A 25,243-nucleotide genomic window follows, 5' to 3' on the forward strand; every position below is an offset into this window, starting at 1 on the left:
GTTATTTACCCCTTCTTGTGCGTCTTGGCTTTTTCGTAGGTGCATTTTCTTCATTTTTTTCTGCCTGAAAGCCCTTTTGTAAAACTTCACCTTTAAAAATCCACACTTTAACGCCTATATTTCCATAAGTTGTTCTTGCTTCTGCAAAACCATAATCAATTTTTGCTCTTAAAGTATGAAGCGGAACACGCCCTTCAAGATACCATTCCGTCCTAGCCATTTCAGCTCCACCCAAACGACCAGAAACAGAAACTTTAATTCCTTTTGCTCCTGCTTTTTGTGCTCCTTGAATTACCTTTTTCATCGCTCTTCTAAAGGCAATTCTTTTTTCAAGTTGAGTAGCTACACTTTCAGCGGCAAGTTGAGCTGAAGAACCTGCCTTTCTTTCTTCTTTAATGTTAATATTGACATCTTTTTTGATCAAATCTTGCAATTCTTTTTTTAAAATATCAACATCACTTCCTTTTTTGCCAATAATAATACCCGGTCTCGCAGCCACAACGGTAACGCGAAGTTTTTTAGCTGTTCTTTCTACTAAAATTTGAGAAATTCCCGCATAATAAAGCTTTCTCTTTAAAAAAGCCCTGATTTTATAATCCTCGCCGATATTTTCTACCAAATTTGCCTTGGTAGGAAACCATCTTGACTCCCAGTTTCTATTAATTCCTAATCTTAGACCAATTGGATTTACTTTTTGTCCCATTTAGCTTTCCTTTTTTGCTGTTGCTTTTTTAGTGCTTGTGGTTTTTTTTGCTATTTTAGCTGGAGCTTTTTTCTCCTCATTTTTTACCTCAAGCTTTGCTACCTCGACCATAATGTGAGAAGTAGGCTTTCTAATGCGACTTGCACTTCCTCTAGCACGCGGACGAAATCTCTTAAGAACCGCACCAGCATCAACACGACAGCTTTTTACCACAACCTCATTAGCCTCAAAGCCTCCATTTGCCACAGCACTTGATATAGCATTGGCAATATATTTAGCACCCTTATTTGGCATAAATTTCAAACTTGCCATAGCAAGTTCAGCATTCATACCCTGAACTTCTCTTGCAATGAGTCTTGCCTTAGTAGGAGATAATCTTATGAATTTAATCAATGCTTTACTCATATCAACTCTCCCTTACTTACCAATTTTCTTTTGCACAGAGCCTTTATGACCCTTAAAAGTGCGTGTTGGCGCAAATTCGCCAAGCTTATATCCTATATGATTTTCCGTAATATAAACTGGGATAAAAACCTTGCCGTTATGAACATTAAAGGTTAGTCCTATCATATCAGGGATTATGGTGCTTCTACGCGACCAAGTTTTAATAGGTTTATTATCATTAGCCTTTTTTGCTGCGATGACTTTTTTCATTACATGGTCATCTACAAAAGGACCTTTTTTGAGTGATCTAGCCATCTTATTTTCCTTTTCTTCTTGAAATGATTAATTTATCACTAGCTTTTTTACGGCGAGTTTTCGCACCTTTAGTTGGTTTGCCCCAAGGCGTTACAGGATGACGACCTGAATTTTTCTTACCCTCACCACCGCCGTGTGGGTGATCAACTGGGTTCATCGCCGAACCTCTTGTTTGAGGGCGTATCCCTCTATGACGATTGCGTCCTGCTTTACCTATGGTGATATTTGCCCATTCTTCATTACCAACTTCGCCTATACTAGCCATACATTCCGCTAAAACTTGTCTCATCTCACCACTAGCAAGCCTTAAAATGACATATTTTTCTTCTTTACCCATAAGTTGCGCATAAGCACCAGCTGAACGAATCATTTGACCGCCTTTACCCGGTTTTAATTCAACATTATGCACGATAGTTCCCACAGGGATATTTTTAAGCTTCATTGCGTTGCCCGGCTTAATATCAAGCCCACTTTCTGCCGCCATAATTACATCACCAACATTTAAACCTCTTGGCTGTAAAATATATCTTTTCTCACCATCTTTGTAAGAAATCAAAGCAATACGACAATTTCTATATGGATCATATTCTATCGCTTCAACCTTACCCTCAATGCCAAATTTACGGCGTTTAAAGTCGATAATTCTATAAAACTTCTTTGCACCCGCTTCTTTATGGCGACTCGTAATGCGACCATAACTATTACGCCCAGCGTGAGCTGGAAGTTTAATCAGTAATGAACGCACACTAGGCTTTGCTGTGATGTCCTGTGAGCTTACGCCCGTCATATATCTTCTACTTGGAGTATAAGGTTTATAAGTTTTAATCGCCATCTTAAGCCTCCGCACTTTCTAAACTAACACCTTCTGGTAGCTTTACATAGAATTTTTTACAATCATTTCTTTGTCCCAAACGCCCTCTAAAACGCTTCACTTTTCCATTTATTTTTAAAGAATTGATGCTTTGAGGCGTTACACCAAAATATTCTTTTAACACAGCCTTTAAGCCCGTTTTTGTCATTTTAGGAGAGGTTTGAATCACAACCACACCAAGTTCTTGTAAATTGAGGCTTTTTTCCGTATAAAGTATTGTTTTTATATCCGTAATATCTGCCATAATTATCCCTCTTTTGTAATTGATTCTAACGCTGATTTTTCTATAATCACAGCATTAAATACAGATACTAAATAAGCATTAACTTCCGTTACATCAACAACATAGCAATTTGCTAAATTTCTATATGCAAGAAGTGTCTTTTCATCTAGTAAATCTTTAACAATAAGTGCGTCTTTTACACCAAGCTTCTTAATAACCGCATTTGCGTCTTTTGTTTTACCACTTTCTATATTTAAAGAATCTGTCATAAAAAGGGTATTTTTAATCGCCTTATCGGCTAAAGCTCTCTCAAGTGCTAATCTCTTTTGCTTTTTATTAACCTTTTGAAAATAATTTTTTTCATTTTTAGGACCAAAAGCCACAGCACCGCCTACCCAAACATTCGTTCTAGTAGAACCTGCTCTTGCACCACCACGACCCTTTTGTCTCCAAGGCTTTTTACCCCCACCACTTACATCACTTCTACCCTTAGTATGTGCAGTATTTGCTCTTAAACTTGCAAGGTAAGATTTCACATACAAATAAAGATTATGTGGATTTACCTCAGCATATTTAGCGGGAAGTTCAAGCTCACCTGATTTTTCAAACTTTTCGTTTAAAACAACGACCTTACTCATTTCGCAATCCTTACTCTACCCATAGCACCATTAAAACCCGGCACAGCACCTTTTAACACCAAAATTTTATTCTCCGCATCATAAGATACAAGCTCGTTTTTAACGCTTATTTTTGTATTTCCGTATTGTCCAGCCATTTTCATACCCGGCTGCACACGACCTGGCCACTCTCTATTACCGATAGAGCCGTGTCTTCTATGAAATCTACTTCCGTGGCTTGCAGGTCCTCCACCAAAATTGTGTCTTTTCATCACACCGCTATAACCACGACCCTTAGAATTAAAACTTACCTTTAGAATTTTTGCTTCGTTCAATGGACTTTCATCTAGGTCTCCAGCTTCTGTATTTGCAACTTCTAAAGTGGCAAATTTGTTAAATTCTGCTGACAAATTATATTTTTTCTGCATACCAGCAATACATTTATTATTTGCTTTTCCCTTAGAATAAGCAACCAAAGCCCTACCGCTCTCTTGCACTTCACAAACCTTAGCACCTACAACTCTAAGTAAGGTTACAGCTATGCTTGGATTACCTACGGTTCTACTCATTCCTATTTTTTCTACGATATATTCCATACTTTATCCTTTATTTTCCCATAGCTCTAACTTCAACGCTTACTTCTGGCGCTAAATCAAGCTTAGTTAAAGAATCAACCGTATCTGGAGTTGCTGCGACTATATCAAGCATACGCGCGTGAATTCTAATCTCAAATTGCTCACGAGAATCTTTGTTGATATGTGGGGATTTCAACACCGTGTAGCGTTTAATCTTTGTAGGCATAGGCACTGGACCTCTTATATCCGCACCTGTTCTTTTAACAGCTTCTACTATGGCTGCAACTGTTCTGTCTAGTACTCGATGGTCATAAGCCTTGAGCTTAAGCCTAATTCTTTCCATAAATTTTCCTTTGTTTAAAGAACTCGTTAGTTTGACTAACTAAATAAAAATGGGAGTATAATAAAATCATTTTTCAAAAGTCAAGTAAATTGAGAATTTTTTGCTATTTTTTTCCTTTTATAAAGGATAAAAATTAAATTTTATCTCCGCAAAATTCTTTCCATAATTCTTCTTTTGAGCCTATGTCAAATTCTTTTCCCTTATAGTAAAAATGAAGTCTTTGAGAGTGAAGCATTAGTCTTTTTGCGCCAGTAAGCTTAACCCTTTCCTCTTGACTTAATTTTCCATCTAAAATTTGCTCAACTTGCTCTTTCTTTAAACCATAAAGGGGTTCTCCTAAAATCTTATAGCCACTATGAAAAAGATGCAAACGAAGCTGATGTTGCCTACCTGTGAAAGGCTTACAAAGCACTAAACTAGCATTAAAATCAGGGTAAAATTTCACCCTTTCAAAAAAACTTAAAGCCCTCTTGCCTTGCGGAGAAATTTGCATTCTTGTTTTAACATCATCATAATTTTGCGTTAAAGCCATTGCTAAATCAACTTCAAATTCTTTTTTAGTCAAACCTTGTGTCAGTGCTAAATACTCCTTTTGAATTGCTCTTTTTTCAAACATAGCCTTAAATTCCACCTGTGATTTTTTAGTTTTAGCGACCAAAATAAGTCCACTTGTTTCCTTATCAAGTCTATGAGCTACGCAAGCCTCTCGTCCCCAAAGCTCCCAAATTTCATCACACAAACTATACGCACAATTGCGACCATTTGGATGACTTAAAATTCCACTTGGTTTTTCAAGCACGGCAAATTCTTCATTTTCATAAACGATTTTAACGCCTTTTGGAGCATTTTCATAAATGATTAATTCCACCACACCTTGTAAAATTTCATTTTTTTTCTCTACCAAATTTCCATTACAAAAAAGTCTTTTTTTATCGATGAGTTTTTGAGCCTCATTTATGGGAATTTTTAAGCTTTGCATAAGAAATAAAAATGCCTTTTTTTCGGCATTTGAGGGATTTCTTAATTTAATTTTTTTATAAGGCATTTTTTAACCTTTTTTAAAATTTGCTTTGCTACAATTTCACTTTTTTTAATTATAACAAAAAAGGTTTATGAGCTATGGTTGAAAGATACAGCAGAGAAATTATGGCTAAAAAATGGGATTTAAAAGCCAAATATGATGCTTGGCTTAAAGTAGAACTCGCCGCAGTTAAGGCGTGGAATAAACTTGGTCTTATCAATGATGAGGATTGTGAAAAAATTCAAAAAAACGCCAAATTTGATATTGCTAGAATTGATGAAATAGAAAAAACAACCAAACACGATGTCATCGCATTTTTGACAAGTGTAAGTGAAAGCTTAGGTGAAGAAAGTCGCTTTGTGCATTATGCGATGACAAGTTCTGATTGTATCGATACTGCGGTGGCTTTACAGATGAAAGAGAGTTTAGAGCTTATTTTAGAAGATATCGAGCTTTTACTAAAGGCTTTGAAAAAAAGAGCAAATGAGCATAAAAATACCTTGATGGTCGGCAGAAGCCACGGAATTCACGGAGAGCCAATTACTTTCGGACTTGTTGTGGCGATTTGGTATGATGAAATTACACACGCTAAAGAACTTTTACTTCACGCTAAAGAAACCATAAGCTATGGTAAAATCAGCGGTGCTATGGGAAATTTAGCCCACGCCCCGCTTGAGTTTGAAGAAGAAATTTGCAAAAACTTAGGCTTAAAACCAGCCCCAATTTCCAATCAAATCATACAAAGAGACCGCTACGCACAAGTGCTTTCAGCCCTTGCTATTTTAGCGGCGAGTTGTGAGCAAATCGCAGTTGCAATAAGGCATTTTCAACGCACAGAAGTATATGAAGCAGAAGAATATTTTAGTGAGGGACAAAAAGGAAGCTCGGCTATGCCACATAAAAGAAACCCTGTGCTTAGTGAAAACATTACAGGACTTTGCAGAGTGTTACGCTCCTTTGTAACTCCAGCCCTTGAAAATGTCGCCCTATGGCACGAAAGAGACATCAGCCACTCAAGCGTGGAGCGTTTTATCCTGCCTGATGCTTTCATTACAGCAGATTTTATGCTAATGCGTCTTACGAATTTAATAGAAAAACTCCTTGTTTATCCTCAAAATATGGTGAAAAATTTAAATCTCACAGGTGGGCTTGTCTTTTCACAACGCGTGCTTTTAGAACTTCCTTTTAAGGGTTTAAGCCGTGAGCAAGCCTATAAAATCGTTCAAAGAAACGCTATGAAAGTATGGAAAGATTTGCAAGAGGGCAAAGCGGCATTAAATGATAAAAATGAAAGTTTATTTTTACTTGCCTTGCTTGATGATGAAGATTTGAGGACTAAGTTAAGTGAAGAAGATATACGCAAATGCTTTGATTATACATATTACACAAAAAATGTTGATGCAATTTTCAATAGGGTATTTAAATAAAAAGGTAAATCAATGAAAGTTATAAAAAGAAATGGTCGCACAGAAGAGCTTAATATCTCTAAAATCAAAAAATGCACTATGGACGCGGTTAAAAATCTCGAAGGCGTCAGTTTAAGCGAACTTGAGCTTGATGCAAAAATTCAATTTCGCGATGGCATTAGCACAGAGGAAATTCAAAAAACTCTTATTAAAACAGCAGTTGATAAAATCGATATCGATTGTCCTAACTGGACCTTTGTAGCAGCAAGGCTATTTTTATTTGACCTTTATAAAAAGGTTAATGGTATGAACCGCTACAATCATTTGCGTGAATATTTTGAAAGAGGCGAAAAAGAGGGGAGAATTCTACTAGGCTTAAAAGAAAAATACGACCTTGATGATTTAAATGATTATATTAAGCCTGAAAGAGATTTGCAATTTACCTATCTTGGCATTAAAACCCTTTATGATAGATATTTGATAAAAAATTCTAAAGCAGAACCCATAGAACTCCCTCAGCAAATGTTTATGGCAATAGCGATGTTTTTGGCACAAAATGAATTTAATCCTCAAGAGTGGGCGAAGAAATTTTACGACCTCATCTCTAAATTTGAAATGATGTTAGCTACACCAACTCTTTCAAATGCTAGAACAACGCGTCATCAACTAAGCTCTTGTTATATAGGAAGCACGGCGGATAATATAGAGGGTATTTTTGATAGCTATCAAGAAATGGCTTTGCTTTCTAAATTTGGTGGCGGCATAGGCTGGGACTGGTCTAAAGTGCGTGCTATGGGTGGGAGCATAGATGGGCATAAAAATGCTGCGGGAGGCATTATCCCCTTTCTTAAAATCACAAATGATATCGCTGTGGCGGTAGATCAGCTTGGCACAAGAAAAGGAGCAATTGCTGTTTATATCGAGCCTTGGCATATGGATATTAACGATTTTATTGATTTGCGTAAGAATTCTGGCGAGGAAAGACGTAGAGCACACGAACTTTTCCCAGCACTTTGGATTAATGATATTTTTATGAAAAGAATTAAAGCAAATGACAAATGGACACTTTTTGACCCTGCCGATACGCCTGATTTATGTGATTTATACGGGGAAGCCTTTGAAAAGCGTTATGAAGAATATGAAAAAGATGAAAATATCGTAAAAGAAATCATTGACGCGAAAGAATTATGGAAGAAAATTTTGCTCAATTATTTTGAGACGGGACTACCATTTTTATGCTTTAAAGATAATGCTAATAAAGCTAATCCAAATTCTCACACAGGCATTATAAGAAGCTCAAATTTATGCACGGAAATTTTTCAAAATACAGAACCAAATTATTATCAAATCAAAGTCATTTTTGAAAATGGCGAAGAATTGCATTATGATGAAGAAGAAAAGATTGTAATTGACGGCGGATACGAAAAACCGGCTAGGAAAATTTCAACCCTAGATAGCATTAATGGGCAAAAAGTTTTCATCGTAGAGAAATTTAAAAATGATGGAAAAACTGCCGTTTGTAATCTCGCTAGCATTAATCTTAGCAAAGTGCATACCAAAGAGGATTTGGCTAGAGTCGTGCCAATAGCAATTCGTATGCTTGATAATGTGATTGATTTAAATTTTTATCCACACATTAAGGTTAAAAATACAAATTTAAAATCCCGCTCCATAGGGCTTGGGGTAATGGGTGAAGCACAAATGTTAGCAGAAAATCGAATTTTTTGGGGCAGTGAAGAACACTTTAATAAAATTGATGAAATTATGGAGTGTCTTAGCTATGAAGCCATTTTAGCAAGCTCAAATTTAGCGATTGAAAAAGGCTCTTATCCTGATTTTAAAGGCTCAAAATGGAGTGAGGGAATTTTTCCTATCGATGTAGCAAGCGAAAAGGCTAAAGCCTTAACTCTAAGGGACGGGCTTTTTGCACAAAGTTCTTGCGACTGGGATAGATTACGCGAAAAGGTTAAAAAAGATGGTATGAGAAATGGCTACTTGATGGCGATTGCACCGACTTCAAGCATATCCATACTTGTTGGGACAACTCAAACTATAGAGCCTGTGTATAAACGCAAATGGTTTGAGCAAAACTTAAGCGGCATGATACCTGTTGTCGTGCCAAATTTAAATCTTGAAACTTGGCAATACTACACTCCCGCCTATGAACTTGATCAAAAAATTCTTGTTAAAGCTGCCGCCGTGCGTGGTAAATGGATAGATCAGGGGCAAAGCCTCAATATCTTTTTATCCTTAGATAAAGCAAGCGGTGGGTATCTTAATGAAATTTATACTCTAGCGCACGAACTAGGAGTCAAATCGACCTATTATTTAAGAAGTGAAAGCCCAGATAGTGAAAAAATCAATGTTGCGGATAGAAGTATAGAATGCGAGGGCTGCCAATAGGCAGTCTTAATGCACCTCGTTAATATCCACCCTTATTTTCTTTGTAAAAAATGCCTTTCTTCTCTTACAACTGCGGATAAATCTAATTTTAAAATCCCCCCAAGCATTTTTAAGCTTTAAAGTGCGGGGCATTATGATACTTTTTTGCATCATAGTCGTCCAAAAAGCAGTGTTTCCTCTAAAATCATCCTCTTTTTCACAAATACTATAATGAATAAGTTTTAAATTAGCCCCCAAATCAAATTCTTGCATTATCATTTCGTCTTCTTTTGGCTTTTCATTATGACTGACATTGATGAGAGTGTAACCCCCCCCCCCCCCCATTTTTATTAAATAATTTTGCAGTTTTTTGCAAAAATTCACTTGCTTCTTTTAAATCAAAATCCCCACTTCGCACGAAAACAACATTTTTAGAAGAGAGAATTTTATCTTTGATGAGTGTCCAACGTTTTCTTGCTTGGGCATTAATTCTTTTAGCCTGACTTTCTAAATTCTCTCCAGCAAAAAAATAATGCACCGAAAGCATATCATTAAGATTATCTTTAACCTTCATAGGCTTAGTTTGTCCATCGACAAGAGTGCAAGATAAGAAAAAGTCCCTAAAATCGCTTTGAAACAGCTCAAAAACAACCCTTAAACTATCATTAATCATCCAGTCTAAAGGAGAGGCTAATTCCCTTAGATGATTTTTTCTCAAATGATGTGCCGCGCGACACATCGAACCTACACTTAAAATAAAATCCGCCCTTATTTTAGGAAAGTCAAAATAATGAAAATTGTAAATTTTATCTTGCATTTTTATCCTTTTATGCTTTAACAAAGCCCTAAATTAGGTCATTACATCACAAAGAGCGTTGGAACTATGGTTGGATATTTTTTAATCTTTCTAAAGATGTGTTTTCTAAGCACAGTGCGAATTTGATTTTCCAAAAATCTTGTGTCATTAAACCACTCGTCCTTAGCATTAGTAAAAAACACGCTCAAAACCTCCGCCATTTCCTTGCTAAAAGCGTGGTCGTGTTTATCTGCTACAAGTCCATAGCTAAAAACACGCGGTTTATTAATTAAAGTCTTAGTCGCCTTGTCAATTTGCGCTATGATGACAACTATGCCACTATCGGCTAATTTTTGGCGGTCGATGACGACATCATCAGCAATTTGCTTGTTGATTTGATTATCCACAAAAATTTTACCCGTTTTAACCGTTTTAACCCTTTTGATGTATTTTTGACACACTTCTACTTGGTCGCCATCGCTCATTAGGTAAATATTTCTTTCAGGCACTCCGCATTTTATCGCTGTTTCTCTATGCTTGTTGATGTGATTATACTCCCCATGCACAGGTAAGAAAAATTTAGGCTTAACGAGGCTTAGCATAAGCTTTTGCTCTTCCATACTCGCATGCCCACTAACATGAATTTCGCTAAATTCTTGGTAAGCCACTTTCGCACCCGCCTTTAAGAGATAATCAAGCACAGCCGAAACGCTAGCCTCATTTCCCGGAATCGCCTTAGCCGAGATGATGATTTGATCGCTTGGCTTGATTTTGATGAATTTATGCTCATCTGTCGCCATTCTATAAAGTGCGCTCATCGTTTCACCTTGAGAGCCTGTGGTAACGATTAAAACCTCATTATCTTTATACTTACTTACCTCATCAGCGTCTATAAAAATTTTTCTATCTAGCTTGATATAACCTAGCTCCATAGTCGTGTAAAGATTACGCTCCATACTACGCCCTATCACACAAACCTTTCTGCCATATTTTAAGCCATAGGTAATAGCTTGATAAACGCGGTGGATATTGGAACTAAAAGTGCTCATAATCACCCTACCTTTCGTTTTGGCAAAAATTTGATCAAAGGTAGGACCCACAGAACTTTCGCTCTTAGTATAGCCCTCTTTGTAGGAATTTGTGCTATCACTTAAAAGACACATCACGCCCTCTTCGCCATAATGTGCCAAACGATGTAAATCTGTAGGATAACCATCAATAGGCGTTTGATCGATTTTAAAATCGCCCGTGTGTATGATGGTTCCAGCCCTTGTTTTGACAGCTAAAGCCGAAGCATCAATAATAGAATGCGTGATGTGTATCCACTCAACCTCAAATTCACCAATTTCATAAACGCGGCGTTTCTCCACAGGACGAAACCATTTGCGTTCATTTTTCAAGCCGTGTTCTTCAAATTTATTAGAAATCATACCTAAGGCTAGGGGCGTAGCATAGATAGGAAACTGAAATTCCTTAAAAAAATACGGCACCGCCCCGATGTGATCCTCGTGAGCGTGGGTAATAACAATGCCTCTGATTTTATCCTTAATCTTACGCACATAATCAAAATCAGGTATGATAATATCTACCCCGTGCATAGTCCCATCTGGAAAACTCATACCGATATCGATGATAATGGCGTCATTATTTGTCTCAAAAACACTGATATTCCCACCGATTTCACCAAGCCCACCTAGAGGAGTAATGCGAATTTTATGCTCACTTGAATTGTTATATTTAAGAGGATTTAGCCTTGTTTCATGTGAAACACGATTTGCCTCAATGCACTCTGCTAGAGCGATTTGCCAATCTTCATTGCCTGTAAGTTTAGAGGGGAGATTGCGATTTCTTTTTTTCTTTTTTGTTTCATTAGCTTTTGCTTGTTCTGCATTTTCATTATTTTTTATGCTTTCTGTTTCTAAAGAATCCGCAAGTTTCCTACGGCGATTTTTATATTTATAACGCTTATTGCTCTTAGAATTTGCATTGGGATTTTCTACATTTTGTTCGTTTTTTTCATTTTCGTTCATATTTGTCCTTTAATTTTTCATAAATTTTAAGGTATGAATTAACGCAAAGTTCGTGAGGACGCACATTTTCTTTGAGTTTCAAATCCCCAAAAAGCTCTAAAAGTCTCTGCTTTTCAACTTTTAAATTACTCAAAAGTTGTTTTCTTGGAGACTTAAAACAAATTCTAAGAAAGCTTTTAAAGCTATCAAGCTCACACATTTGCTTAAATTCTTTTTGTTTTATCAGCCTCATCACAGATGAAACAACCTTTGGAGGAGGATTAAAACACAAAGGACTTACATCGAAAAGAATTTTTCTTTCGCAAATCATCGCACTCAAAACACCAAGTGCGCCAAAATCACTACTTCCACTTTCGGCACAAAATTTCAACGCCATTTCCTTTTGCACCATCACAACCAAACCTTGGCAATTTTCATCTTCCAAAGCTTGCAAAATCAGTTTGCTAGCAACATAATATGGCAAATTTGCGACTAGAAAATACTTACTTTCATCAAAACAAGAAATTTCACTCGCATCTTGATGTAATAAGATCAATTTTCTCTCTTTTAATTCTTTTTGAAATTTATCTCTTAAAAATCCTATAAGATCAGCATCTATCTCATAAGCTTTAACGGGAGAAATTTTCAAAAGCTCTTGCGTTAAATCACCTAAGCCAGGCCCAATTTCAACAATCTTTTTCGTATCTTTGGGTATGGCTTGAGTGATTTTTATCAAAATTTCTTTATCTTGTAAGAAATTTTGTCCGTATTGTTTCTTTGCCTTAATCATAAAGAGGGATTTTAGCTAAAAATTCTTAACTTTAAGTCTTTTTAGTTAAAATTATCGCGAAATTTAGGAGAGTTTAAAATGATAATTTGTGCAGGTGGGAATGAAAATTTTTCTTTTGCTAAAGCCATAGGCATAGGTTTAGTCGAAAGTGCATTTAATTTAACAAAAATTTGCCTTGAATATCGACCTAAAAAACTCATATTTATCGGCACTTGCGGACTTTATGAAAAGGGAGAAATTTTACAAATTTATGAAAGCTCTCACGCATTTAACATTGAATTTTCAAAATTAAGCAATTTTTACAGCCCTGCAAAAACAGAAATTTGCCTTGAAAAAAGTGCTTATAAAATCAATTCTTCTAATTATATTTGTGCGGATAAAAATGCCGCTTTAAAACTCGCAAATTTAGGACTTGATATTGAAAATATGGAAGCCTTTTCTGTCCTAAGTGTTGCAAAAAATTTTAATATAAATGCCAAATGTTTTCTTTGTGCAACCAATTTTTGTGATGAAAATGCACACGAAGATTTTATAAAAAATCATCAAAAAGCTAAAGAAAAATTGACAAAATTGATAAAACAAAAAGCTTTAATTTAAAGGAAAAATTTGAAAGAATTAGCAAATATTTTAGACTTTTTACCAGAAGAACTTGCCGAAAAAATTCAGCCAATGTTTCGTGTGAAACAAATTTGCCAATGGATTTATCAAAAATATGCCGATGACTTTTCTCAAATGTTGAATTTACCAAAAAATTTACGCGAGGAATTGGCTAAGAATTATCACTTTAAGCCTCTTAAATGTGTCAAAGAGGAACAAAGCAAAGATGGGAGCATTAAATATCTTTTCGAACTTAGAGATGGCTTAAGGATAGAATCCGTGCTTTTACCAATGAAGGAAGAAAAATTTGATAAGGAGGGAAAAAGACTTTCTCACGCCAAATTTACCATTTGCGTTTCATCTCAAGTGGGCTGTAAAAGCGGGTGTAGCTTTTGTCTCACGGCTAAGGGAGGGCTTAAAAGAAATTTAAGTGCGGGAGAGATTGTGGGGCAGATTTTGTGGATAAAAAGGCAAAATAACATTCCTTATGAACGCCGCGTAAATATCGTCTATATGGGTATGGGAGAGCCGCTTGATAATCTTAATAATGTCGCTAAAGCCGTGCGAATTCTAAGCCATAACGATACTTTAGCTATAAGCCCACGCCGTCAAACCATTAGCACGAGTGGGCTTGCAAGGCAGATTAAAGAGCTTGGAGAGATGAATTTGGGCGTTTTACTTGCCATTTCTCTACACGCTGTTAATGATGAATTGCGAACTGAATTAATGCCCATTAATAAAGCCTACAACATAGCTTCCATTATGCAAGCTGTGCGTGAATTTCCCATTGATACACGCAAAAGAGTGATGTTTGAATACCTCTTAATAGACGGCATTAATGATAAAATCGAACACGCTAAAGAACTAGTCAAACTTTTAAATGGTATAAAAGCTAAGGTCAATTTAATCCTTTTTAACCCTCATCAAGGTAGCATTTACAAACGCCCTAGCCTTGAGAATGCCGTAAAATTTCAGGATTTACTAAGTCAAAAAGGCGTAACTTGCACCATAAGAGAGAGTAAGGGGCTTGACATCTCTGCAGCTTGCGGTCAGCTTAAAGAAAGAGAGGAGGGCAAATGAGCACTTTAGACATTATCCAGCTTGTTTTTATTAGCGTAGTTGTGATTGTGAGTTTTGTGGGTATGGTTTATGTGATTAAAAATAATCGTTAAGCTATTTAAGCAAGTATTTTGCTTTTAAATTTCGCTTATTTATCTTGTAACCAAAGAACTTAACCCTAGTTTGCACTCGCTATTGATTAATAGAAGCATAAATATTTTGCCTTTATAATCCTATAATTTTACAAAAACTCAGCATATTGAATTTTTTGTATGTAGTTTGACATATATGCAAAATCAATTTCTTTTTTTGCAGTTATGGGTAATTTTATATTGATATTTGGCACCTCTGAAATTGTCCTTCCGTGTCCTATTGTTTTAAAGAGTGTTTCTGAAATTGTGATTGCTAAAAAGTATTTTGCGAATTTGTCCATCTTATCTTTGATACAATTAGCAAAATCGCAAATCATTACAAAATTTGTAGCACAAAACTCAAACTCACAATAATATGTCTTACCACCCCCGCCATCTCCACCGCTAATAATGCAAATTTTATCGCTATAAACTTGCTCTATTTCATCTCTTAGTTTTGCACCACCTATGCCATTATTGTTCTTTTTAGCAATGATAAGTGGAATGCCATTTTTTGGATATTTATTTTCTATTTTTCTATCAATGGACTTTTTCTCCCTACCCTTTCCTATTTTGATGATTAAATCACTGATTGAAAAATCCTCAAAAGCAGTATCCCAAATGGCATTTTTCTTTAAAGTGTTTTTATGCAATTCAAATCCGCATAAGACTTTAGCACTCATCATTTTTACAAATACGAGCCTTATTGACAACTTCAAAGCCATCATTTAAGCAGTTGATTAAAATTGTTTTGTTGTCTTTTATATTTGTTTTGTGTAAAACAATAATGCAGGTATTTGCTCCAACAGGATAAAACAAATTAGTCGGTAAAGAAATCACTGCCTTTAAATTTGCTATCTTAAAAATCTTTGATAAATAGCTAACATTTGCTTCAATCGTCCCACTGACACAGGATTTTGGAACTATTGTTGCCAAAAAGCCATCATCACGCATATAATAAAGCGTTTCATAAACGAATTTTATTCAATATCACTTTGTGCAAAAGGTGGATTCATTAAGACTCGATTATACATATTTTGTAGGCTTGGTAATCTTTCAAAACAATCCGCATTATAAATTTGCGAAGCACCATCGCCGTGAAGCATCATATTGATTCCAGCAAGAGTCGCATTAAACTCATTTGTCTCTATGCCGATTAAGCGATTTTGCTTGATATTTTTTTGTGTCTCGTGTAAATTTTCTAATTTTGGATCAATTTCATTAAACATATTTGCCATTGCGTTTGTAAGAAATGTGCCACTTCCACAAGTTGGGTCTAAAATTTCACTATCTTTAGAGCAATAAGCCAAGCTATACATTAAATTTGCTATATGATCAGGCGTAAAAACTTCGCCTTTTTCATTGGCATTTACCGAATTCCATCTGCGAAAAACCTTTAAAAAATTATTCATTATATCGTGTCCCTTATAATCATCAGCAGAGATATGGATAAAATTATAAATTGTTGAAATTTCTTGGATAATGGTAAATAAATCTTCACTTTTAGCTCTATTAAGCGAACTATCATCTAAAATTCTTAGAATAAAACGCTTTTTCTCTTTTTTTTGTAATCGGTATATCTTTATCAACCAAAATTTCATTGATACCTCTTGTTTAATCGATTTTAAAATTGTCGCAGTAGAAGTTAAATCAATATAATCACTCTCTAAAAATTTCATACACAGCATTACAGCCCCAATAAATGGAACATTCATTTGTTTATCAATTTTAGAATTTCGAAATAGATTTGCTAACTTTAAAGCACCACTATTTACAATTTGCTCATTATTGATTCTTTTTGGAAAGTATTTTTCTTTGTAATATTCCTTATCTTTTAAAGTCAGTTCATCTTTTATAAGCTTTCCATTGACATAGCAGCGAAATTCAGTTTTATTGTATTCAAAACCTATAAAATTTTCATTGCTTTCAAGCTCCATATAGTCTTTTAATTGACCTGTAAATTTTCGTTTGGAGCTTTAGCATCTAGTATAAAAGTAATGCCATCATAAAAATAATAGCCATCAGGTTTTTTTGACTTGCCTTTTTCGCCTTTATAAATAAATAATGAACCTCTGTTTTATTTGGTAAGCCTAATATATGCGAAAAGGCTCTCACAATCTCAAATTCACTTTCTTTTTTCAATACACTTCCTTTCAAAACCCTTTCAAAACCGCTCTTAATTTTTCAGCCATGACACCAATATGCTCTTTTTCTATAATCAAAGGCGGGAGAAATCTTAGATCATTTTTAGAGCAGCTTAAAAGCAAAAGATGATTTTCGCGGCATTTTTTAAGCACATCGGCTACTTTTATTTTGTGATTTAAACTAAGTCCTTGCATAAAGCCAAGCCCTCTTCTCTCCCCACAAAAGTCAAATTCGCTTATCAGCTCATCTAAGGCTTTTTCTAAATAGGGCGTAAGTTTAGCAACCTTGCTAAGTATTTTTTCTTTAGCATAAATGTCAAATACCGCATTTACCGCCACACAAGCGAGAGGATTACCCCCATAAGTGCTTCCGTGATCTCCCGCTTTAAGAGAATTTTGTGCTACTTTTTCACTCACCGCAAAAGCCCCCACACTTACGCCATTTCCAAGTGCCTTAGCACTCGTTAAAACATCGGGTAAAATTCCGCTATGCTCATAAGCAAAAAACTTTCCACTACGCCCCATTCCGCATTGAATTTCATCACTTATAAGTAAAATATCTCTTTCATCACAAAGTTTTCTCAAAGCTTTGTAAAATTCCGGTGTGGCAGGGTTTATCCCACCCTCGCCTTGCACACTTTCAAGCACTATGGCACAAGTTTTTTCATTTAAGAGCTTTTTAACGCTTTCTAGGTCGTTAAAAGTGGCAAATTTAATCCCACTTATTAAGGGTTTAAAGGGCTTTTTATATTTTTCATTAGCCGTGAGAGACAAAGCACCCAAGGTGCGTCCGTGAAAAGAATTTTTAAAAGCGATGAAAGAGGGGTTTTTAATGCCCTTGTTAAAAGCGTATTTTTTAGCGACTTTCATCGCACCCTCTACGCTTTCTGTGCCTGAATTTGTGAAAAAAACGCGGGAGAGTTGTGAGGCTTTAGCCAAATTTTTTGCAGCTTTTAGGGCTTCTTCATTAAAATAAAGATTACTCGTATGAAGAAGTTTATCAATTTGCTTTTTTAAAGCCTGATTAAAAAACTTATGATTGTAACCCAAAGCACACACACCTATACCACTTGAAAAGTCCAAAAATTCCCTATTTTTATCATCATAAAGATAAACGCCCTCGCCCCTTGCTAGAGTGAGTTCAAATTTATTATAAATTTCAAGTAACATCTAAACCACCAAAGTCCCTATACCCTCATCGGTAAAAATTTCAAGCAATAAACTATGCTTCACGCGTCCGTCTAAAATATGCACTTTTTTCACGCCATTTTCACACGCATCAATGCAAGAGCGTAATTTAACAAGCATACCGCCTTGCAAGGAGCTAAGAAGTCCTTTTGCTTCACTAAGGCTAATTTTTGAGATGAGCGAGTTTTTATCCTCGTAATTTCTATAAAGTCCCGCTATATCGCTTAAAAAAACAAGCTTTTCCGCCCTTAAAGCCTTAGCCAAAGCACAAGCAGCGTCATCGGCGTTAATATTATAAGTATTAAACTCTTCGTCCATACCCACAGGAGCAATCACAGGCAAAAAGTCCTTTTCCAAAAGCTCATTTAAAATTCCCACTTTTACCTTAGAAATTTCACCCACAAAGCCCAAATCTTCGTCCTTTTTAACGCAGTGCAAAAGCCTTCCGTCCTTCCCACAAATGCCTATGGCTTTCACACCTAGACATTCTAAATTTTGCACTAAGTTTTTATTGATTTGCAAAAGTGCCATTTCAGCGATTTTAGTCGTTTCTTTATCGCTTACCCTTAAGCCGTTTTTAAATTCACTTTTCACACCCAAATTTTCGCATAGCCTTGAGATATCCTTACCTCCGCCATGCACAATTACAGGCTTTAAACCTACAAGCTTTAAAAGGGCTATATCTTGCATAACGCAGTGCTTTAGCTCCTCATTTTCCATAGCAGAACCGCCGTATTTAATCAAAACAATTTTAGAAGCAAATTTGCGTATATAAGGCAAGGATTCGATGAGAACTTGAGCTTTTTCTAAATATTTTTGCATAATCTTTTCCTAATGGTTAAAGTGGGTTTGATTACTCTCATTTAAGGACAAATCGTAATAGTTTGCATCTTCTCTTAAGGTAAAGCCATAATGCCTCCAAAACTCATTACCCAAATCATTGCTTTTAAAGGCAATGAGGGCGATTTTATTAATCTTTTCTTTTTTAAGTGCTTCAAGGCAAAATTCTGTCATTTTGTGTGCTATACCCCTTTTTCTATGATTTTTATGCACACATACATGGTAAAAACCGCCCGTGCGTCCATCGTGTCCGCAAAGTATGCTCCCCACTATTTCGCCGTCTAACTCCGCCACAGCACTCAAACCGGGATTACGCCTCAAAAAAGCACTAATATTTTCAAAACTATCATCAATACTTCTTAGACCAAAACCCTTAATTTCGCACCATAAAGCATACACTTTTTCATAATCACTCTCTTGCATTGCTCTAATTTTCATAAACCCTCCTAAAGTCCCAAATTTTCCTCAAAATCAAACATTAAATTCATATTTTGCACAGCTTGTCCAGCCGCACCCTTGACTAAATTATCCAAAGCACCGATGATGATAAGCCTTTTTGTGCGTTTATCTATGCAAAAATTAAGATCCATAAAATTACTATGGCTTACAAAATGTGTTTGCGGATAAGTTTTTTCAGGCAAAAGGCGAATGAAAAGCTTATCTTTATAGTATTTTTCATAAATTTTTCTTAACTCCACCTCATCTAAATCACAAGCTAAATTTGTATAAATACTTGCTAAAATCCCCCTTTGCATAGGCACAAGGTGAGGGGTGAATTGAATTTTTAACTCTTGCTTTGCCACAAGGCTTAATTGCTCTTCGATTTCAGGCGTATGGCGATGTGAAGTTATGGCGTAGGCTTTGAAATTTTCATTAACTTCGCAAAATAAATTCTCTATCTTAGCCGAACGCCCAGCCCCACTTACTCCGCTTTTTGCATCGATGATAATGGAGCTTAAATCAATCACTTTTTCCTTCACCACAGGATAAAGACTAAGGATAGAACAAGTCGTATAGCAACCCGCATTTGCCACTAAACGTGCCTTTTTTATCTCCTCACAATAAAGCTCACTAAGTCCATAAACAGCCTCTTTGACAAGCTTTTCATTTGGGTGAGAAAAATGATAATAAAGCTCATAATTTTTCAAATTTTTCAAACGAAAATCCGCACTCAAATCGATGATTTTCATACGCTCTAACAAGTCCTCATCGATAAAAGAGGCACTAAATTCGTGTGGAGTCGCCATAAAAAGCACATCAAGCTGAATTTTACTTAAATCCTCGCTCGAAAATTCTAAAGCCAAATTTGAGTGCGGATAAAGAGCGTTGTAGCTTTGCCCTATGTTATTTTTAGAGCCTATGTAAGTAAGTTTAGTTTTAGGGTGTTTTGAGAGAATTTTCACAAGCTCATTGCCCACATAGCCACTAGCACCTAAAATTCCTACTTTAAGTTTCATCGTTTTCCTTAATTTTTAAGCTTTGATTATAGTATTTTTAGAATAAAATTTATTTAAAACGATAAACTAAAGCGAAAATTTGTTACTTTTTCACAATGTAAAGCTGCTCTTTAATGTGTAGGGGGCGATTTTTAAGATTGCGACTAGCTCTAAAAGCATTGTAATCTTGTTCCAAAATAAAGCATTTACCAAGTTTTTCAAGCTTTTTTATAAAGTTTTCCTTTTTTACAAAGCCCTCGCAATTATAAGAGAGTAAAAGAATTTTTGCAGGGGTTTGAGACATCAAGTCAAATAGGGCACTTTCAGCTTCTTTTGCCTTATTATAAACGCTTCTATTCCACTCTTTTGGTATCCCGCTAATCTTAGAAAGCTCACTTGGCTTTTGATAACTTGCAAGAAGATTAAGCATAAAATAATTTGAGCCGTAAGGATGCTGATTATAAGGCGGGTCAAAATACGCTAAATCAAGCTTTTCAAGCTCCTTGCTTAAAACATTAGCGTCCTTTTGCAAAACCTCAAATTCGCAATGAAAATTTGAAAAAACAGGCATTTTAAGACTCATCTTTCCTCTAATGCGAGAAAGAGCATTCTCCCCCACCCCGCCAAATTTACCTATGCCATTTTTATCCTTATAAAAGCCCTTAAAAACACCGCTTGTATTTGTATGCACACTCGCTTCATAAAGCAAAGGCGCTAAGAAAAAATGGCGTAAATGTGCCGGAAGTTCTTTTTCTATGGCTTGTCTTAAGCCGTCTAAATAAAGGGCATTTTCTTTTGTATAAAACACACGCTCATTTTTTTGGATAGCATTTTCATCTTTAGGTGCGTAAAGTTCGCTAATAAAGCCATTTTTTAAGGGAGATTTTAAAAGTTTTTGATGGAAGAGGCGTAAATTTTCAAGCTCGTTTTGAGTTAAATTTGCTAAATAACAAGAATTGATGATTTTGCTATAAAGTTCTAAATCATTTGCGATGATAAAGCTACTATGTGCCTTAGCAAAACGACTCACCACACCAGAGCCGCTAAACATATCTAAAAAACTTAATTTTTCCTTTTTAAGCTCGTTTTTAGCATAGTCAAAACCCTGCTTTAAAAAGCCCAGCAAGGCTCTTTTATTACCCAAATAAGTGATGATTTGCTCTTTTAAAAAGGCGGGATTTTCTCGCATAGCTTTCCTAAATTTACTTTTTAATCAATTGTTTATAACTTCACTTTAAAGCATTTGAAAAATTAAATTTTTTACAAGTCTTAAGCGCAAATTAAAGCTGAGTTGAATCTAAATCATTTTGCTTTCTTTTCGTAAAAAACGCCTTTCTTTTTTGGCAACTTCTCATAAAACGAGTTTTAAAAGCATTCCACTTGTTTTTAAAAATTAAAATATCAGGCATTACAATGCTCTTTCGCATCATAGTCGTCCAAAAAGAGGTATTTCCTCTATAATCTTTTTCATTTTCACAAATGCTATAATGAACGAGTTTTAAATTCTCTCCTAAATCAAATTCTTGCATTATCATCTCATCTTCTTTTAGCCTTTCATTATGACTGACATTGATGAGAGTGTAACCCCCCCCCCCCCCATTTTTATTAAATAATTTTGCAGTTTTTTGCAAAAATTCACTTGCTTCTTTTAAATCAAAATCCCCACTTCGCACGAAAACAACATTTTTAGAAGAGAGAATTTTATCTTTGATGAGTGTCCAACGTTTTCTTGCTTGAGTGTTGATTCTTTTGCTTTGCGTCTCTAGGTCTTCATAGGCGTAAAAATAATGAATTGCTATTATATCATTACTATCATCTTTTACTACTTGTCTGTAAGCATCTGTTTTTCCAATAAAATCTTCTGCATTTTTTACAAAAGAACAAAAACGAAAAAAGTCCTTAAAATCACTTTGAAATAATTCAAAAACAACCTTTAGACTATCATTAATCATCCAGTCTAAAGGAGAGGCTAAATTTCTTAGATGATTTTTTCTTAAGTGATGTGCCACACGGCACATCGACCCTACACTTAGGATAAAATCAGTCTTTATTTTGGGAAAATCGAAAGTGTGAAAATTGTTGATTTGACCGCACATTTTAGCTCTTTTAAAACATATGGCTTAAGATAAAGACTCCTTAAGCCTTTTTCGGCGTTACAAGCATATTGACATAACGCCCTTCAAAAAGTGGCTCCTTATCACGATTTGCCTTATCCTCTATGCTTTGCCAAATTTTTTCAAGTAAAGCCACACCCGCTTCAGGATTTGACATCTCACGCCCCTTTAAAAAAACGCGAAATTTCACATGCTTACCCTGCTCTAAAAATTCCAAAGCGTGCTTTACTTTATAATTAATGTCATTTTGTGCAATTTTCACGGAAAGTTTAATCTCTTTTATATCGATGACTTTTTGTTTTTTCTTGGCTTCTTTTTGCTTTTTTTCTTGCTGGTAGCGGAATTTACCATAATCCATAATCTTCGCCACAGGAGGCTTAGCATCAGGGGCTATTAAAACTAAATCAAGTCCCAAACGATTTGCAATGCCCAAAGCCTCGTCCGCACTAATAATCCCATAAACCTTACCATCATCGCCTATACAGCGAAGCTCATCTGCTCTTATCTCCTCGTTAAGCAACACTTCTTTTTCTTTACTCAAAACGCAACCTCACTCATTTTCTCCTTCACTAAATTAATAAATTCATCTAAACTAAGGCTTTTTTGCTCCTTAGCCCTCCTATCTCTTAAAGCCACAGCTCTATTTGACAGCTCCTCATCGCCTAAAACCAAAATCATCGGCAATTTTTGCTTTTCAGCATTGCGAATTTTCTTACTCAAACTTTCATTTTTATCATAAATTTCACTATCCACGCCTAATTCCAAAAGCATTCTTTGTATGCCCTTTGCATAGGCTAAATGCGTTTCATTGATAATCACTATGCCCACTTGAGTTGGTGCGATGAAAAAGGGAAATTCTCCCGCACAATGCTCGGTTAAAATCCCCACAAATCTCTCAAAAGAGCCTAAAATCGCACGATGCAACATCACAGGACGTTCTTTAGTATTCTCACTTGTAGTGTATTCTAACTCAAATCGTTCAGGCAAATTAAAATCCACCTGTATCGTGCCACACTGCCATTTACGCTTAAGTGCGTCTGTGATTTTAATGTCTATTTTAGGACCATAAAAAGCCCCGCCTCCCTCGTCTATGCCATATTTTAAACCCTGTTCGTCCAAAGCCTCTTTTAAAGCCTTTGTCGCTACTTCCCAAATGGCTTCATCACCTATGGCTTTTTCAGGGCGGGTTGAAATTTCCATTTCATAGCTAAAATCAAAAAGTTTCATCAAATGTTCTACAAAGGCTAAAATTTCAAGCACTTGTTCTTTAATTTGGCTTGGCATACAAAAAATATGTGCGTCATCTTGCGTGAATTCTCTTACCCTAAAAAGTCCGTGCAAAACTCCGCTTTTCTCGTGTCTATGCACTACGCCATATTCAAAAAATTTCAGCGGTAAATCGCGGTAACTTCGCACATCGCTTTGATAAATCTTAATATGCCCCACGCAATTCATCGGCTTAATGCCATATTCTTGCTCGTCAATGTGCGTAAAATACATATTTTCTTTATAATTTGCATAATGTCCGCTAATCTTCCACGCCTCCGCTTTCAAAAGCTCAGGTCCTCTCACAGGCTCATAGCCTCTTAAGCGGTGGATTTTATAAAGCATTTGCTCTAATTTTGAACGCAACCTAGCTCCATTACTTAGCCACAAAGGCAAACCGCCACCAATTTGCTCATCAAAAGTGAAGAGTTTTAGCTCACTGCCAAGCTTTCTATGGTCTCTTTTTTTTGCTTCTTCGATGATGTGTAGATATTCTTTCAAGCTTTCTTTATCGGCAAAGGCTGTGCCATAAATGCGTGTTAGCATTTCTCTTTTTTCATCACCGCCTAAATACGCTCCCGCAATGCGTGTGAGTTTAAAAAAACGCAAAAATTTCGTATTTGGTGCGTGAGGACCACGACATAAATCCTCAAATTCCCCTTGCTTATAAATGCTTACCTCATCGTTTGGGATTTTGGCTAAAACTTCTTGTTTTAAGTCATCATCTTTAAATTTTTCAATCGCTTCTTTTTTGCTTAGGGTGTATTTTTGAATTTCAAGTTTAGCTTCGGCGAATTCTTTCATCTTTTTTTCTATTCTTATTAAGTCCTCCTCGCCCAGCTTAGAGCTTACACGAAAATCATAATAAAACCCGTCCTCTATCACAGGACCGACAAAAAATTTTGCCTCAGGGTAAAGTGCCTTAATCGCTTGTGCCATCAAGTGTGCGCAGGAGTGTCTAAGCACCTCTAAGGCTTCTTTACTATTATCAAAATAAACTTTTTCAAAGTCCAAATTCGTCGCACTTTGAGTGTCTATCAATACTCCGTTGTTTTGATATGCTATGACTTCCTTTTCCATTATAACCTCGATTTTTAAAGGCAAATTGTAGCCTTTAAACGCTTAATTTTCTTTAAATTAAAGCTCAAATTCACTTCCCGCGTCTAAAATTCCATTCATATAAAGATAAAAAAATAAAATTCCAAGCACAATGCGATAAATCCCAAAAGGGATAAAGTCAAATTTAGCGATGAATTTTAAGAAAAATTTAATCACCAAAACCGCCACCACAAAAGCCACCACAAAGCCTATAATAAGAGGCGTGAAAGAAGAGGCATTACTTAAAAGGCTTGGTTCTTTGTAAATGCTATACGCTGTGGCAATTATCATCGTTGGCACGGCAAGTAAAAAGCTAAATTCCGCAGCGACCTTACGATTAAGCCCTAGCAAAAGTCCGCCTATGATACTTGCTCCGCTCCTTGAAGTGCCCGGAATCATCGCTAAAGACTGGATTAGCCCTATACAAAAAGCTTGTTTGAAACTTACTTCCTCCAAAGCATTGACCGCATAATTCTTCCCCCTATGCAAAAGCTCGATTACGATAAAAACCACCCCCCCTAAAATCAACATAAAAGCTACAACATAACCATTAAATAAAAATTCTAAATATTTTGACACAAAAATCCCTATAAGCCCCGTAGGTAAAAAGGCAAAGGCTAATTTAAACCACAAAACAAAGCTTTGCAAAAGCTTACGCCAAAAGACAAAAAGCACCGCCAAAATCGAGCCAAGCTGGATAATAATCAAAAACGACCGCCAAAAATCGTCCATTTTAATCCCCAAAATAGTCGTCCCCAAAATCATATGCCCCGTGCTAGAAATAGGCAAAAATTCCGTCAAACCCTCGATAATGCCAAGTATCAAAGCATATAAATTTTCCAAAGCTTACCCTTAAAATGATTTCGTCAAATCTTACTTTAAATTTACAAACGAAATTTAAAATTAACTTAATTAAATTTTAAGAACTTTTTATA

The 25,243-nt window shown here is 35.9% G+C and carries 30 protein-coding genes; 4 read left to right on the forward strand and 26 right to left on the reverse strand.

What is annotated here, in order from left to right; genetic code table 11:
- Position 1 precedes the first annotated feature (1 nt).
- From rpsC to CVULP_RS08395, 9 genes are all read right to left on the reverse strand, one after another.
- On the reverse strand, positions 2-703 hold the full coding sequence (gene rpsC, locus CVULP_RS08355) for a 30S ribosomal protein S3 (protein ID WP_099461408.1): 702 nt from the start codon (positions 701-703) through the stop codon (positions 2-4).
- Positions 704-1,108: a 50S ribosomal protein L22 gene (rplV, locus tag CVULP_RS08360; protein ID WP_099461407.1), complete on the reverse strand. Its 405-nt coding sequence runs from the start codon at positions 1,106-1,108 to the stop codon at positions 704-706. It abuts the gene before it with no gap.
- 12 nt (positions 1,109-1,120) lie between these two features.
- Complete coding sequence (gene rpsS, locus CVULP_RS08365) at positions 1,121-1,402, reverse strand: 30S ribosomal protein S19 (protein ID WP_099461406.1); 282 nt, start codon at positions 1,400-1,402, stop codon at positions 1,121-1,123.
- A 1-nt stretch (position 1,403) separates the two neighbouring features.
- Positions 1,404-2,234, reverse strand: a complete 831-nt coding sequence (rplB, locus tag CVULP_RS08370; RefSeq protein WP_099461405.1) for a 50S ribosomal protein L2 — start codon at positions 2,232-2,234, stop codon at positions 1,404-1,406.
- 1 nt (position 2,235) lies between these two features.
- A complete protein-coding gene (locus CVULP_RS08375) occupies positions 2,236-2,517 on the reverse strand; it encodes a 50S ribosomal protein L23 (protein ID WP_099507452.1) in 282 nt (93 codons plus the stop codon).
- Between the two features lie 2 nt (positions 2,518-2,519).
- Positions 2,520-3,134 carry a 50S ribosomal protein L4 gene (gene rplD, locus CVULP_RS08380; protein ID WP_004278045.1) on the reverse strand — a complete coding sequence of 205 codons (615 nt, stop codon included), beginning with the start codon at positions 3,132-3,134 and terminating at the stop codon, positions 2,520-2,522.
- Positions 3,131-3,709, reverse strand: a complete 579-nt coding sequence (gene rplC / locus CVULP_RS08385) for a 50S ribosomal protein L3 (RefSeq protein WP_099461404.1) — start codon at positions 3,707-3,709, stop codon at positions 3,131-3,133. Before rplC ends, rplD begins: the two co-directional genes overlap by 4 nt.
- 10 nt (positions 3,710-3,719) lie before the next feature.
- Positions 3,720-4,031 carry a 30S ribosomal protein S10 gene (gene rpsJ, locus CVULP_RS08390; RefSeq protein ID WP_004275690.1) on the reverse strand — a complete coding sequence of 104 codons (312 nt, stop codon included), beginning with the start codon at positions 4,029-4,031 and terminating at the stop codon, positions 3,720-3,722.
- A 133-nt stretch (positions 4,032-4,164) separates the two neighbouring features.
- On the reverse strand, positions 4,165-5,076 hold the full coding sequence (locus CVULP_RS08395; RefSeq protein ID WP_099507451.1) for an RluA family pseudouridine synthase: 912 nt from the start codon (positions 5,074-5,076) through the stop codon (positions 4,165-4,167).
- Positions 5,077-5,150: 74 nt separating this feature from the next.
- Between CVULP_RS08395 and purB the strand changes: the two genes are divergently transcribed.
- Entirely contained in the window at positions 5,151-6,479 is a 1,329-nt protein-coding gene (gene purB, locus CVULP_RS08400) for an adenylosuccinate lyase (RefSeq protein WP_099507450.1), read from the forward strand.
- Positions 6,480-6,491: 12 nt separating this feature from the next.
- Positions 6,492-8,861, forward strand: coding sequence for a ribonucleoside-diphosphate reductase subunit alpha (locus CVULP_RS08405; protein ID WP_099461401.1), 2,370 nt, complete (start codon positions 6,492-6,494; stop codon positions 8,859-8,861).
- Between the two features lie 6 nt (positions 8,862-8,867).
- Here CVULP_RS08405 and CVULP_RS08410 read toward each other — a convergent pair whose 3' ends face one another.
- Genes CVULP_RS08410 through rsmA form a run of 4 tightly spaced genes read right to left on the reverse strand, consistent with a single transcriptional unit; the run spans position 8,868 to position 12,435 of the window.
- Positions 8,868-9,224, reverse strand: coding sequence for a cell surface protein (locus CVULP_RS08410; protein ID WP_265575622.1), 357 nt, complete (start codon positions 9,222-9,224; stop codon positions 8,868-8,870).
- A complete protein-coding gene (locus tag CVULP_RS08415) occupies positions 9,142-9,657 on the reverse strand; it encodes a DUF1796 family putative cysteine peptidase (RefSeq protein WP_265415668.1) in 516 nt (171 codons plus the stop codon). The genes CVULP_RS08410 and CVULP_RS08415 overlap by 83 nt, the downstream gene beginning before the upstream one ends.
- Before the next feature lie 41 nt (positions 9,658-9,698).
- A complete protein-coding gene (locus CVULP_RS08420; RefSeq protein WP_099507543.1) occupies positions 9,699-11,666 on the reverse strand; it encodes a ribonuclease J in 1,968 nt (655 codons plus the stop codon).
- A complete protein-coding gene (rsmA, locus tag CVULP_RS08425; protein WP_099461471.1) occupies positions 11,653-12,435 on the reverse strand; it encodes a 16S rRNA (adenine(1518)-N(6)/adenine(1519)-N(6))-dimethyltransferase RsmA in 783 nt (260 codons plus the stop codon). The genes CVULP_RS08420 and rsmA overlap by 14 nt, the downstream gene beginning before the upstream one ends.
- Before the next feature lie 78 nt (positions 12,436-12,513).
- On the opposite strand from rsmA, the gene CVULP_RS08430 reads away from it, so the two are divergent.
- Both CVULP_RS08430 and rlmN read left to right on the forward strand, forming a co-directional pair.
- Positions 12,514-13,032, forward strand: a complete 519-nt coding sequence (locus CVULP_RS08430) for a phosphorylase family protein (RefSeq protein ID WP_099461472.1) — start codon at positions 12,514-12,516, stop codon at positions 13,030-13,032.
- A 9-nt stretch (positions 13,033-13,041) separates the two neighbouring features.
- On the forward strand, positions 13,042-14,112 hold the full coding sequence (gene rlmN, locus CVULP_RS08435; protein WP_099507542.1) for a 23S rRNA (adenine(2503)-C(2))-methyltransferase RlmN: 1,071 nt from the start codon (positions 13,042-13,044) through the stop codon (positions 14,110-14,112).
- A gap of 220 nt (positions 14,113-14,332) precedes the next feature.
- Here the strand turns inward: rlmN and CVULP_RS08440 are convergent, their stop codons facing one another.
- The 13 genes from CVULP_RS08440 to CVULP_RS08500 all read right to left on the reverse strand — a co-directional run bounded on the left by CVULP_RS08440 (position 14,333) and on the right by CVULP_RS08500 (position 25,151).
- Positions 14,333-14,908 (reverse strand): restriction endonuclease subunit S, encoded by a 576-nt coding sequence (locus tag CVULP_RS08440; protein WP_213276805.1) that lies wholly within the window; start codon positions 14,906-14,908, stop codon positions 14,333-14,335.
- Positions 14,895-15,206, reverse strand: a complete 312-nt coding sequence (locus CVULP_RS08445) for an SAM-dependent methyltransferase (protein ID WP_257874384.1) — start codon at positions 15,204-15,206, stop codon at positions 14,895-14,897. Before CVULP_RS08445 ends, CVULP_RS08440 begins: the two co-directional genes overlap by 14 nt.
- A complete protein-coding gene (locus CVULP_RS08450; RefSeq protein ID WP_213355901.1) occupies positions 15,203-16,159 on the reverse strand; it encodes an HsdM family class I SAM-dependent methyltransferase in 957 nt (318 codons plus the stop codon). Before CVULP_RS08450 ends, CVULP_RS08445 begins: the two co-directional genes overlap by 4 nt.
- A 46-nt stretch (positions 16,160-16,205) precedes the next feature.
- Positions 16,206-16,364 (reverse strand): hypothetical protein, encoded by a 159-nt coding sequence (locus CVULP_RS08455; protein WP_213276809.1) that lies wholly within the window; start codon positions 16,362-16,364, stop codon positions 16,206-16,208.
- 11 nt (positions 16,365-16,375) lie between these two features.
- Positions 16,376-17,536, reverse strand: a complete 1,161-nt coding sequence (locus CVULP_RS08460; protein ID WP_099507541.1) for an aspartate aminotransferase family protein — start codon at positions 17,534-17,536, stop codon at positions 16,376-16,378.
- Positions 17,537-18,376 carry an acetylglutamate kinase gene (gene argB, locus CVULP_RS08465; RefSeq protein WP_099507540.1) on the reverse strand — a complete coding sequence of 280 codons (840 nt, stop codon included), beginning with the start codon at positions 18,374-18,376 and terminating at the stop codon, positions 17,537-17,539.
- 9 nt (positions 18,377-18,385) lie between these two features.
- Entirely contained in the window at positions 18,386-18,832 is a 447-nt protein-coding gene (locus CVULP_RS08470) for a GNAT family N-acetyltransferase (RefSeq protein WP_099461478.1), read from the reverse strand.
- A gap of 8 nt (positions 18,833-18,840) precedes the next feature.
- Positions 18,841-19,851 carry an N-acetyl-gamma-glutamyl-phosphate reductase gene (gene argC, locus CVULP_RS08475; protein ID WP_099507539.1) on the reverse strand — a complete coding sequence of 337 codons (1,011 nt, stop codon included), beginning with the start codon at positions 19,849-19,851 and terminating at the stop codon, positions 18,841-18,843.
- A gap of 82 nt (positions 19,852-19,933) precedes the next feature.
- A complete protein-coding gene (locus CVULP_RS08480) occupies positions 19,934-21,019 on the reverse strand; it encodes a DNA adenine methylase (protein WP_099507538.1) in 1,086 nt (361 codons plus the stop codon).
- A 91-nt stretch (positions 21,020-21,110) separates the two neighbouring features.
- Positions 21,111-21,926 carry a DUF1796 family putative cysteine peptidase gene (locus CVULP_RS08485; protein ID WP_265415669.1) on the reverse strand — a complete coding sequence of 272 codons (816 nt, stop codon included), beginning with the start codon at positions 21,924-21,926 and terminating at the stop codon, positions 21,111-21,113.
- A 40-nt stretch (positions 21,927-21,966) separates the two neighbouring features.
- On the reverse strand, positions 21,967-22,485 hold the full coding sequence (gene infC, locus CVULP_RS08490; protein ID WP_099461482.1) for a translation initiation factor IF-3: 519 nt from the start codon (positions 22,483-22,485) through the stop codon (positions 21,967-21,969).
- Positions 22,482-24,290 carry a threonine--tRNA ligase gene (gene thrS, locus CVULP_RS08495; RefSeq protein ID WP_099507716.1) on the reverse strand — a complete coding sequence of 603 codons (1,809 nt, stop codon included), beginning with the start codon at positions 24,288-24,290 and terminating at the stop codon, positions 22,482-22,484. Before thrS ends, infC begins: the two co-directional genes overlap by 4 nt.
- Positions 24,291-24,347: 57 nt before the next feature.
- Positions 24,348-25,151 carry an undecaprenyl-diphosphate phosphatase gene (locus CVULP_RS08500; RefSeq protein ID WP_099507707.1) on the reverse strand — a complete coding sequence of 268 codons (804 nt, stop codon included), beginning with the start codon at positions 25,149-25,151 and terminating at the stop codon, positions 24,348-24,350.
- Positions 25,152-25,243 lie beyond the last annotated feature (92 nt).

The organism is Campylobacter vulpis, assembly GCF_014217995.1.
In the GTDB taxonomy this organism is placed as follows: Bacteria; Campylobacterota; Campylobacteria; order Campylobacterales; family Campylobacteraceae; genus Campylobacter_D; species Campylobacter_D vulpis.